The sequence below is a fragment of the Marinimicrobium sp. UBA4509 genome, assembly GCF_002388575.1.
Lineage (GTDB): Bacteria > Pseudomonadota > Gammaproteobacteria > Pseudomonadales > Cellvibrionaceae > Marinimicrobium > Marinimicrobium koreense.
In genome coordinates, this window is record NZ_DGMV01000031.1 from 21,354 (window position 1) to 31,661 (window position 10,308).

Consider the following 10,308-nt stretch of genomic DNA (forward strand, 5'->3'; position numbering starts at 1 on the left):
CGAAGCCCGCATCCGCCGTCACCGGGTCTATCCCCGCACAATCAGATTCGCTTCCTCTTTTTCCAGGCGCGCTTTTTTCTCCTCGGCCTTGGCGCGGATCAACCGCTCCAGATCGTCCACCAGAGTGTCATTGGCGAGCTTCTGACTCGGTGCCCCGTCGATATACACCAGATTGTTGGGGGTACCGCCGGCGAGCCCCAGGTCGGCTTCTTTGGCCTCACCCGGGCCGTTGACCACGCAGCCAATCACCGCAACATCCAGCGGCACGGTGATGTCTTCCACGCGCATTTCCAGCTCGTTCATGGTCTTGATGACATCGAAGTTCTGCCGGGAGCAGCTTGGGCAGGCAATAAAGTTCACTCCCTTGTTACGCAGCTTCAGGCTCTTGAGCAGATCCCAGGCGACCTTAACCTCTTCCACCGGATCCGCTGCCAGGGAAATGCGCACGGTGTCGCCGATGCCATCCATCAACAGCGCGCCCAGGCCGACCGCCGACTTTACGGTACCCGCCCGTAGACCGCCGGCTTCGGTGATGCCGAGGTGCAGCGGCTGATCAATTTCCCGGGCCAGCTTGCGGTAAGCGGCGACCGCCATAAAGACATCCGAGGCCTTGACGCTGACCTTGAAGTCGTAAAAATTCAGTTGATCGAGAATCTCCACATGCCGCAGGGCCGATTCGACCAGCGCATCCGGAGTAGGCTCGCCGTACTTTTTCTGCAGATCTTTTTCCAGAGAGCCGGCGTTGACGCCAATGCGGATCGGGATATTCATATCCCGCGCTTTGTCCACCACCGCGCGAATGCGCTTTTCCCGTCCGATGTTGCCGGGATTGATGCGCAGACAATCCACACCCAAGTCCGCCACCCGCAAGGCAATGCGGTAATCAAAGTGGATATCCGCCACCAGGGGAATATCCACCTGTTTGCGGATGGCTCCGAAGGCTTCGGCGGCCTCCATGCTCGGGACCGAGACGCGCACGATATCCGCTCCGGCAAGCTGCAGGCGCTGAATCTGATCGACGGTCGCGGCCACATCGGTGGTTTCGGTGTTGGTCATGCTCTGCACGGAGATCGGCGCTCCGCCCCCAACGGGCACATTGCCAACCATAATCTGGCGGGACTGACGGCGTACAATGGGCGACTCACTGTGCATGATGCGATCCTGTGATGGTTCGGTTCAGGGGTATCAATTGACCGTCAGGGTCATCAGGCGACCACTGACCGGCGGAACAAAATCAAAACGCTCACCGTTGAGCTCAACCTGGGCCGCGCCGGCATTGCCGAGCTTCACCGTAAAGGGCGCCTCACCGGAGAGCAACAATTCCCGACCGGGCTGAAGCAGATCGGTTTCGAGCACGTCCCCACGGCTGTCGGTCACTTCTACCCAGCATTCTTCCGAGAAGGTCAAACGCAGCTGATCGAGCACTTCCGGGTCGTTCATTGACGCACCGGGACTGCTCACTTCCGTTGCTGCCAGAGGCTCCACGGCACCGCTTGACGCTGCCGGAGGTTCAGAGCCGGTCAACGCCGCGGCCGAGTTCGTCTCGGCGCTTGCGGTCGGCGCTGCCTCAGTCGCTTCCTCGGTCCCATCGTCCACACTGCCCGCTACCGCTTCTTGTTCAACTGCCGGCTCCTCAGTCAGGGCCGACGTCGGCGCTGGCGCCTTCAGTTCACTGATCGGGTCCACCATGGCGCTATCCGCCACGGGATCCTGCCGGTTGCCCAGAAACCAGACCGACAGTGCCCAGATGCCCGCCAGCAACACCAGAATCCAGAGCACAAATTTCCACAGGGACCGGGTCGGCTCGGGCACATTGATTTTCAACGGGCTTTCTTCGGGATCATCCGCCAACCCGGCCTGACGCCGAGCCTGCTTGTAGGCCTGAAGCAGGTCCTCGGGTTCCAGGCCGAGCAGTTTCGCGTAAGTACGCAGATAACCGCGAATGAACGTATCGGAGTGCAGCCGATCGTAATCGTCCGCCTCCAGAGCACGCACCTTGCTGACGGTCATCCGCAGCTCGCGGGCGACATCCTCTTCACTGAGCTTGGCCTTTTCCCGCGCGGCTTTGAGCAGCGCGCCTGGGTACGCCTCCGGGGCGAGCTCCGGAACCTCGGCCTCGGCGGGTTGTTCTTCAGTTGACATCAGGACCTCAACGACTCATTTCGCGTTTGTATTCCAGATACTCATCGGAATAAGGAAAGCGATTTTTCAATGCCAGCGCATAACTGGCTTCTTTGTCTTGGTTGCCGAAGATCCTTTCGATTTTAATACCCAACAGCAGCGAACGGGCCGACTGACGAGACACCTCGCCGTACTGATCCAGGTAGCGCTTGGCCTGCGCGTATTCTTTGTCCTGGAAACTGATGTCTGCCAGCTCCAACAGGACCGGCGCCAGGCGTCGATCCAGGGTAAACGCATGTTCAAACGCCGCACGGGCGCGCTCTTCACGCCCCAGTTGCTTGGCGGTGCGCCCCAGGCTGAGCAGCGCTCTAGCCCGATTGTCGTAGCTCAGATCTTCACTGACGATTGAGAACTGCTCATAGGCCTCTTCGTAACGCTGTTGTCTGAATAGAAAAGCGCCGTAGTTGTTACGGGCCTGAGAAAAGCTCCGGTCTTCCCGAAGCGCCGACTTGAAGCTGTCCTCAGCACGCTCCACCTCACCTTCCAGTTGAAGCAGCATGGCCTGTGCCGCGTAGGCTTTGGCCGAGTCATCATCGAGTTCAAACGCTTTCTCAATATGGTGACGAGCCGAGTCCCGGTTACGGTTGTCGATGTACGCCATGGCCAATCGATAGTGGGTATCCAGGGCTGCCTCGCGGTCCACTTGCGGACCGCTGGTCTGGGTCACGCAGCCGCCCAGCCCGAGCAACGCCAGCAATCCCAGCGCGGCCATTGAACGCCATACTCGGCGCGGGTTTCTATGTGCTTTTATCATCACCCTTACCTCTTGGTCACAGACGCTCGTCAGGGAGACGGCGCAATTATTTTTACGGTTTGCAGTTCGTCAAACTTCGCCCGGTACCGCTCACTGCGCTTGGTCATATCGTTGACCGTGCCCGCGAGCTGACCACAGGCGGCATCAATGTCCTCACCCCGCGTGGTACGGATGGTAGTGATATAGCCCGCTTCCATCAAAATGGTCTGGAACCGACGAATCGCATTGTTACTGGCCCGTTTGTAGTCGGACAGTTTGAACGGGTTGAACGGGATCAGATTGATTTTTACCGGTACATCCTGAAGCAGTTCCGCCAATTGGTGGGCGTGTTCCGGACGATCGTTGACATGATCAATCATGGTGTACTCGATGGTAATGCGCCGATGGGTATCGGGCAAACCCGCGATGTAGCGCTTGGCGGAATCGAGCAGCACGGCGATGGGGTACTTTTTGTTGATCGGCACCAGCTCGTTGCGCAGTTCATCGTTGGGCGCGTGCAGGGAAATCGCCAGGCAGGCGTCGGTGTACTGCCCCAGCTTGTCCAGCGCCGGCACTACGCCTGAGGTACTCAGGGTCACCCGCCGCTTGGAGATGCCGTAGGCGTTGTCCTCCATCATCAGGTTCATGGAGTCCACGACATTGTCGAAATTCAACAGCGGCTCGCCCATGCCCATCATCACCACGTTGGTCACCTTTCGCGGACCATTGGGCTGAAGCTGATTGAAGGACTTGGCCGCAATCCACACCTGACCGATGATTTCCGCTGCGGTCAGGTCCCGGTCAAAGCCCTGCTTGCCCGTCGCGCAGAAGCTGCAGTCGAGCGAGCAGCCCACTTGGGAGGAGACACACAGGGTGCCCCGATCGCCTTCGGGAATAAATACCGTCTCTACAATGCTGCCGCCGGTCACGCGAATCAGGAACTTGCGGGTGCCGTCGGACGAGTCCAACTGCTGGATGACTTCCGGTGCCCGGATTTCGGCCACTTCTTTGAGCTTCTCCCGCAGCGACTTGCTGATGTTGGTCATCTCGTCGAAGTTTTCCGCGCCGCGCTGGTGAATCCACTTCAGCACCTGAGTCGCTCGGAAGCGCTTCTCGCCAAAGGACTCGAAAAAAGCCACCAGCTTGGCCTCGGGCAGGCCCAGCAGATTGGTCCGCTCGGTCTTGGACGGGTCAGCGGTGTTGGCAGCGGGTACAGCGGTCATGTGAATACCTGTATGAACGAAATGAGCTCGGGAATCTCGGCGTCCGCATCAGCTGCGAGCGAAAATTTCCCCGGGTTCGAAAAAGTAGGCGATTTCCCGTGCGGCAGACTCGGGCGAATCCGAGCCGTGCGCCGCGTTGATGGACACGCTTTCAGCGTAGTCCGCGCGAATGGTGCCCGGCGCGGCCTCTTCCGGGTTGGTCGCCCCCATCAACTCGCGATTGCGGGTGATGGCGTTGTCGCCGGACAGCACCTGTACACAGACCGGGCCGGAGGTCATAAAGTCCACCAACCCCTCAAAAAACGGCTTGCCCTGGTGCTCGGCATAGAAGCCCTCGGCCTGGGCCCGACTCAGTTGAATCATCTTGAGTGCCACGATCTTGAGGCCAGCTTGCTCGAAACGGCTCTCAATGGCACCGATCAGGTTTTTCCGTACCGCGTCCGGTTTGATGATAGAGAGGGTCTGTTGTTCGGGCATCGAAGGCTCCAGTGTCAGTCGCGCAAAATGGTCTCGGATCAGCCCCGCCCCCTCGGGGGCGGAGAAATGCGGGAATTATACGCGGGTTGCGCCTATAAGCCACCCCGGCAGGCGCGATTGACCGCAAACTGTGCACCGATCGACGCCTCTGGAAACCGGGCTGCAGATCAAGCGGCACCGGCGGTTCAGGCGGCGCGAGCGATATCCTGGATTCGGGCCACCATGGCGCGCAGACCGTTACCCCGGGTGGGACTGAGGTGCTTCAGGAGGTTCAGCTCGTTGAAGTAGCCTTCAATATCAAAATCCAGCACCTCGGCAGGGCTTTTGCCGTTGTAGGCGGCCAGCACCACGCCGAGCAGGCCTTTGACGATAAAGGCGTCACTGTCGGCGTCGAACCAGAGCTTGCCGTCCTCTTCCCGATGGGTCAGCCACACCTGACTCTGACAGCCGCGCACCAGGTACGCCTCGGTCTGGTAGGCCGGGTCGAGCGGTGGTACCTCTTTCCCCAGGTCAATAATGTACTTGTAGCGATCCTCCCAGCTATCGAAAAAGCTGAGGGTCTCGACGATATCGTCGGCGCTGATGTCAGTTCCGAATTGGGACATACCACTGAATCCTGAGGGTTAAACCTTAAAAGAACATTCCGGTCTCGAGCTGGGCTTCTTCGCTCATCATCTCCCGGCTCCAGGGCGGATCGAACACCAGGGAGACCGCCACGTAATCGACGTTGGGCACCTTGGCCACCCGCCGCTCGACATCACCCACCAGCACCGGCCCCATACCACAGCCGGGCGCCGTCAGGGTCATCCTGATGCTCACCCGCTGTTCGCTCTGGTCGACGTCCACCGCGTAAATCAGCCCCAGATTGACCAGATCCACCGGAATCTCCGGATCATACACAGTGCCCAGAGCTTCCCAGACCTGATCTTCATTGATGCGCTGATCGGCGGGCGGCGGAAAGTTGAGCTCCTGGGCCTCCAGGCCCAGGGCGGCCGCGTCGGTGCCATCTACCCGCACCATCTGGCCGTGATAGGTCAACGTATAGTTGCCACCCAGAGATTGGGTGATCGTCACGAAGGTGTCTTTGGGAATGGTCAGGTGCGTGCCGTCGGGCACCCGGCGGGCCGGGCAGTCCGCCTGGGCCACCACCATACGTCGTTCACTCATCGGGGCCCCGGGCGTCTAGGAGGAAGCATTCACAACGCTGAAACTTTCCCCGCAGCCGCAGTAATCCTGAGCATTGGGGTTATTGAATTTGAGCTGGCGATTGACGCCTTCAATGACATAATCGATCTCGGTACCGCTGACCACATTGAGGCTGTCCCGGTCGATGTACAGCGAGACGTCGTCCGCCAGTTCATAGCACACATCGTTCTCGCGCCCGTCGGCCACCAGGTCCACCACGTACATGAAACCGGTACAACCGCTCTCTTTCACGCTCAGACGTACCGCCTGCGCCTCCTGGTTGAGGCCCAACTGACGCCGGAAGTGTTCCACTGCAGCCGGAGTGACCGCAACGGCCTGCCGAGTGGGATCAAATGACTCTACTGCCATCTCACTCTACTCCTGTGTTGTTCAAAAAAACTGCCGAGCCTTTTCAAGGGCCTCGAACAGCCGATCCACCTCATCAAAGGTGTTGTAAAACGCAAAGCTGGCGCGCACCGTACCCGGAATATGGTATTGCTCCATAATCGGTTGCGCGCAGTGGTGTCCGGTACGCACCGCCACACCCTGTTGATCCAGCAGAAACCCCAGATCGTTCGGGTGGGTGCCCTCGACCAGAAAGCTCAACACGCTGACCTTGTGCGCCGCCGTGCCCACCAGAGTGATACCCGGGGTCGCAAACGCCTTCTCTTCCGCATAGGCCAACAGGGCCCGCTCGTGCGCAGCGGCGGCTTCCCGGTCCAGCCCATTGAGGTAGTCAATGGCAGCGGCCAGGCCAATGGCACCAGCGATATCCGGGGTGCCCGCCTCAAACTTGTACGGCAACTGGTTGTAAGTCGTGCCGGCGAAGCTCACTGACTGGATCATCTCGCCACCGCCCTGATACGGCGGCATGGCTTCGAGAAGGTCGCGTTTGCCGTACAGCACGCCGAATCCCGTGGGACCAAACAGTTTATGGGCCGAAAACACATAGAAGTCGCAATCGAGCGCCTGAACATCGATGGGCCAGTGACTTACCGCCTGGGCGCCATCAATCAGCGCCAGTGCGCCGTGCTTGTGCGCCAGGGCAATAATGTCATCGATGGGATTGACCGTACCCAGAGCATTGGACACGTGCCCGACCGCCACCATACGCACCTGACCCTGCTCGAGCAGCGTTTCCAGCGCCGCCAGCTCCAGCGTGCCCGTCTCGTCCACCGGAATGGGTTCGACGGTTGCGCCGGTGGCCTCGGCCACCATCTGCCAGGGCACAATGTTGGAGTGGTGCTCCATCGCCGAGACCAGAATCCGATCACCCGCCTTGAGGTTATTGCGACCCCAACTGAACGCCACCAAGTTGATACTTTCGGTGGTGCCGCGCGTCCACAGAATCTGTTCGCGATGCGGTGCGTTGAGGAACTCGGCCACCGTTGACCGCGCACCTTCAAACTTTGCCGTCGCCCGCTCCGCCAGCGCATGGGCACCACGATGCACATTACTGTTGTCGTGCAGGTAGTAGTGACTGATCGCATCAATCACCGCCCGTGGCTTCTGGGTGGTCGCGGCGTTATCCAGATACACCAACGGATGCCCGTTCACCTGCTCCTGCAGGATCGGGAAATCCCGGCGTACCGCTTCCACATCGAAGCCGGCGGTGCTCTGTAGTGCTTCCGGTCTGTTCATGGTGAGGATCAGGCCTCTTCGCTCTGAATGTGTCTCAGAAGATCGCTGTTACTGCTGAACAGGCGGGCCAGGCGCGGGCCGAGGTAGTTACGCACGGCCGGCTCGGCGACATCCTGCAACAGCTCGTTGATAAAGCCGAAGTTCAGCATGACCTGCGCTTCCTCCCGCGAAATGCCGCGGGCCTGCATGTAGTACAGCGCGGTTTTGTTCAACTGACTCACGGTGGCACCGTGGGCACACTTCACATCATCCGCGTAAATTTCCAGCTCGGGCTTGGTGTCCACTTCCGCCTTGGGCGAGGTCAGCAGGTTTTTGTTGCTGAGCTCCGCCAGGGTTTTCTGGGCATCCTGGTGAATATGGATGCGACCATTGAACACCGCGTGCGCCGAGTCACCAATAATGCCCCGAAAGACTTCGTTACTGGTGCAGTGCGGCACCTTGTGCTGCACATTGGTGTGGTAGTCGATCAACTGCTTGTTGCGCGGGACATACACGCCCTGCAGATCCAGGTGCGCACCATCACCGCAATGGTTGATCTGATAATCAATACGCTTGAGCTTGCTGCCCTGGGCAACGGTAAAACCGCGCAACTGCGAACTGCGCTGCAGGTTGGCGTGAATGCCGCCCACGTGCAGCAGGTTCTCTTCTTCCAGATTGATCCGATAGTGGTGCAGGAACGCATTCTCGCCCACTTCAATTTCGGTCAGGCTGTTTACGAAGCCGTTCTGCTCGTCGTCGGTCGAGGCGAAATGCTCGATAATGCTCGCCTGAGCGCCGGTTTCCAGCACCACCAGCAACCGCTGGTTGGCGGTGGCCGGCGCACTGCCCGGCGTGGACACCTGCACCACATACAGCGGCTTGGCCAGCTTGGTGTCTTTCGGGACGTGCACCAGCACACCGTCCTCAGACGCCCAGGCGTTGCTGAGTGCGGCGAACAGATGGTGTTCGCTGTCGACGATTTTACCCAGATGCTGACCAATAACGGCCTGCTGCTCCGCACTGGCATCGCCAAAGCGAACCACTTCAGCGGGCAAAGCGTCCGACGCCTCGGGATCGAACACGCCGTTGACGAACACCAGACGCGTCGCATCCAGTTCCAACCATTCGATCTGGTCCTGCCACTGGGCGGTGGATTCGGCCCACTGCGCAAATTCGGTTTTCTGCAGCGGCGCGAGCGGGGTGTATTTCCACTGCTCGGTTTTGCGGTTTGGCCAGGGCGTTTTCAGCCACTGCCGGGCGCCACTGGTGCGCAGCTCGGACAGCCAGTCCGGGCTATCCTGCTGCCCGGCCAGTTGCAACGCCTGTTGCTGAAAATCACTCATCGCTTACACCACCTCTTCTTCGAGCCAGCTATAACCTTTCTCTTCCAGCTCATGCGCCAATTCTTTACCGCCGGACTTCACGATGCGGCCGCCAGCCAATACGTGAACCTTATCCGGGACGATGTAGTTGAGCAGCCGCTGGTAGTGGGTGACCACGATAAAGCTGCGATCTTCCGCCCGCATGGCGTTCACGCCATTGGCTACCACCTGCAGGGCATCGATATCCAGCCCGGAGTCGGTTTCATCCAGAATGCAGACGGTGGGCTTGAGCAGCATCATCTGCAGAATTTCATTGCGCTTTTTCTCACCGCCGGAGAAACCTTCGTTGACCCCGCGTTTTAGAAACGACGGGTCCAGGTCGACCGACTTGCAGGTCTCGCGGGCCAACTTCAGGAAGTCCACCGAGGAAATCGGGTCTTCACCGCGGTGTTCACGGTGCGCGTCCACCGCCGCTTTCAGAAATTCCATGTTGCTGACACCGGGGATTTCCACCGGATACTGAAAGGCCAGGAACAGGCCCTCGCGGGCGCGCTCTTCAGGCTCGAGTTCAAACAGGTCTTTGCCATTGAACTGCACGCTGCCGGCGGTCACTTCGTAGCCTTCGCGGCCGGTCAGCACATTGCCCAGGGTACTCTTGCCCGAACCGTTCGGGCCCATGATGGCGTGCACTTCGCCGGGTTTGATGTCCAGGCTCAGGCCCTTGAGGATTTCTTCATTCTCGACGCTGGCGCGCAGGTCTTTGATGGTCAGCATAGTGTCGGTTTCCAGTTTCATATAACGTAAATTCGGTTCGTCGTGTGCGGTGGTTTCGAGTTTGGGTGGCGGCGTTGGTTTGGGTAACGGCGGATGCGCGCTTCGCGCTTATCCGCCCTACGCAAACTGCGGTGCTATCCGCCGCTATCCAACGATTAACCCACCGAGCCTTCGAGGCTCACTTCCAACAGCTTGCCGGCTTCCACCGCAAACTCCATCGGCAACTCTTTAAACACTTCCCGGCAGAAGCCATTCACAATCATCGAGACGGCTTTTTCGGGATCCAGGCCGCGCTGCTGGCACAGGAACATCTGGTCGTCGCTCACCTTGGAGGTGGTCGCCTCGTGCTCCACCACCGCACTCGGATTCTTGCTCTCGATGTACGGGAAGGTGTGCGCGCCGCAGCGATCGCCGATCAGCAGTGAGTCACACTGGGTGTAGTTCCGTGCACCCTCGGCACCGGGGTTCATCCGCACCAGGCCGCGATAGGCGTTGGAGCTCCGGCCGGCGGAAATACCCTTGGAGATGATGGTCGAGCGGGTGTTCTTCCCGATGTGAATCATCTTGGTGCCGGTATCGGCCTGCTGGTAGTTGTTGGTCAACGCCACCGAGTAGAACTCACCGACGCTGTTGTCCCCGCGCAGAATGCAGCTGGGGTACTTCCAGGTAATGGCCGAGCCGGTTTCCACCTGGGTCCAGGAAATTTTGGCATTGGTGTGGCAGAGGCCGCGTTTGGTCACAAAGTTGTAGATACCGCCCTTGCCCTGTTCGTCGCCGGGGTACCAGTTCTGCA

Annotated in this window: 12 protein-coding genes; all 12 read right to left on the bottom strand. The window is 59.6% G+C overall.

The genetic code is table 11. The features are described 5' to 3' along the window. Positions 1 to 27: 27 nt before the first annotated feature. A complete protein-coding gene (gene ispG / locus B3520_RS03820; protein ID WP_024459863.1) occupies positions 28 to 1,152 on the bottom strand; it encodes a flavodoxin-dependent (E)-4-hydroxy-3-methylbut-2-enyl-diphosphate synthase in 1,125 nt (374 codons plus the stop codon). Between the two features lie 33 nt (positions 1,153 to 1,185). Next, positions 1,186 to 2,142, bottom strand: a complete 957-nt coding sequence (locus B3520_RS03825; protein WP_286804552.1) for a RodZ domain-containing protein — start codon at positions 2,140 to 2,142, stop codon at positions 1,186 to 1,188. A 7-nt stretch (positions 2,143 to 2,149) separates the two neighbouring features. Next, positions 2,150 to 2,893, bottom strand: coding sequence for a type IV pilus biogenesis/stability protein PilW (pilW, locus tag B3520_RS03830; protein ID WP_123637125.1), 744 nt, complete (start codon positions 2,891 to 2,893; stop codon positions 2,150 to 2,152). Between the two features lie 71 nt (positions 2,894 to 2,964). Further along, complete coding sequence (rlmN, locus tag B3520_RS03835; RefSeq protein WP_123637124.1) at positions 2,965 to 4,137, bottom strand: 23S rRNA (adenine(2503)-C(2))-methyltransferase RlmN; 1,173 nt, start codon at positions 4,135 to 4,137, stop codon at positions 2,965 to 2,967. 48 nt (positions 4,138 to 4,185) lie between these two features. Then, entirely contained in the window at positions 4,186 to 4,614 is a 429-nt protein-coding gene (gene ndk, locus B3520_RS03840; protein WP_123637123.1) for a nucleoside-diphosphate kinase, read from the bottom strand. Positions 4,615 to 4,799: 185 nt separating this feature from the next. Next, positions 4,800 to 5,219 carry a SufE family protein gene (locus tag B3520_RS03845; RefSeq protein ID WP_123637122.1) on the bottom strand — a complete coding sequence of 140 codons (420 nt, stop codon included), beginning with the start codon at positions 5,217 to 5,219 and terminating at the stop codon, positions 4,800 to 4,802. Positions 5,220 to 5,244: 25 nt separating this feature from the next. After that, on the bottom strand, positions 5,245 to 5,781 hold the full coding sequence (sufT, locus tag B3520_RS03850; RefSeq protein WP_024459857.1) for a putative Fe-S cluster assembly protein SufT: 537 nt from the start codon (positions 5,779 to 5,781) through the stop codon (positions 5,245 to 5,247). Between the two features lie 15 nt (positions 5,782 to 5,796). Beyond that, entirely contained in the window at positions 5,797 to 6,168 is a 372-nt protein-coding gene (locus tag B3520_RS03855; RefSeq protein ID WP_024459856.1) for a HesB/IscA family protein, read from the bottom strand. Positions 6,169 to 6,189: 21 nt separating this feature from the next. Next, a complete protein-coding gene (locus B3520_RS03860) occupies positions 6,190 to 7,440 on the bottom strand; it encodes a SufS family cysteine desulfurase (protein WP_286804553.1) in 1,251 nt (416 codons plus the stop codon). Between the two features lie 8 nt (positions 7,441 to 7,448). Continuing rightward, the gene (gene sufD / locus B3520_RS03865) at positions 7,449 to 8,762 is read right to left on the bottom strand and encodes a Fe-S cluster assembly protein SufD (RefSeq protein ID WP_286804554.1); all 1,314 of its coding nucleotides are present in this window, start codon (positions 8,760 to 8,762) and stop codon (positions 7,449 to 7,451) included. Between the two features lie 3 nt (positions 8,763 to 8,765). Then, positions 8,766 to 9,515 carry a Fe-S cluster assembly ATPase SufC gene (gene sufC, locus B3520_RS03870; RefSeq protein WP_024459853.1) on the bottom strand — a complete coding sequence of 250 codons (750 nt, stop codon included), beginning with the start codon at positions 9,513 to 9,515 and terminating at the stop codon, positions 8,766 to 8,768. Positions 9,516 to 9,670: 155 nt separating this feature from the next. Continuing rightward, a partial coding sequence (locus B3520_RS03875; RefSeq protein ID WP_286875453.1) for a SufD family Fe-S cluster assembly protein occupies positions 9,671 to 10,308 on the bottom strand: 638 nt, incomplete at its 5' end.

Coding starts and splice junctions, on each gene's coding strand:
- ispG (WP_024459863.1), bottom strand. CDS start 1,152: ATGCACAGTGAGTCGCCCATTGTACGCCGTCAGTCCCGCCAGATTATG.
- B3520_RS03825 (WP_286804552.1), bottom strand. CDS start 2,142: ATGTCAACTGAAGAACAACCCGCCGAGGCCGAGGTTCCGGAGCTCGCC.
- pilW (WP_123637125.1), bottom strand. CDS start 2,893: ATGGCCGCGCTGGGATTGCTGGCGTTGCTCGGGCTGGGCGGCTGCGTG.
- rlmN (WP_123637124.1), bottom strand. CDS start 4,137: ATGACCGCTGTACCCGCTGCCAACACCGCTGACCCGTCCAAGACCGAG.
- ndk (WP_123637123.1), bottom strand. CDS start 4,614: ATGCCCGAACAACAGACCCTCTCTATCATCAAACCGGACGCGGTACGG.
- B3520_RS03845 (WP_123637122.1), bottom strand. CDS start 5,219: ATGTCCCAATTCGGAACTGACATCAGCGCCGACGATATCGTCGAGACC.
- sufT (WP_024459857.1), bottom strand. CDS start 5,781: ATGAGTGAACGACGTATGGTGGTGGCCCAGGCGGACTGCCCGGCCCGC.
- B3520_RS03855 (WP_024459856.1), bottom strand. CDS start 6,168: ATGGCAGTAGAGTCATTTGATCCCACTCGGCAGGCCGTTGCGGTCACT.
- B3520_RS03860 (WP_286804553.1), bottom strand. CDS start 7,440: ATGAACAGACCGGAAGCACTACAGAGCACCGCCGGCTTCGATGTGGAA.
- sufD (WP_286804554.1), bottom strand. CDS start 8,762: ATGAGTGATTTTCAGCAACAGGCGTTGCAACTGGCCGGGCAGCAGGAT.
- sufC (WP_024459853.1), bottom strand. CDS start 9,515: ATGCTGACCATCAAAGACCTGCGCGCCAGCGTCGAGAATGAAGAAATC.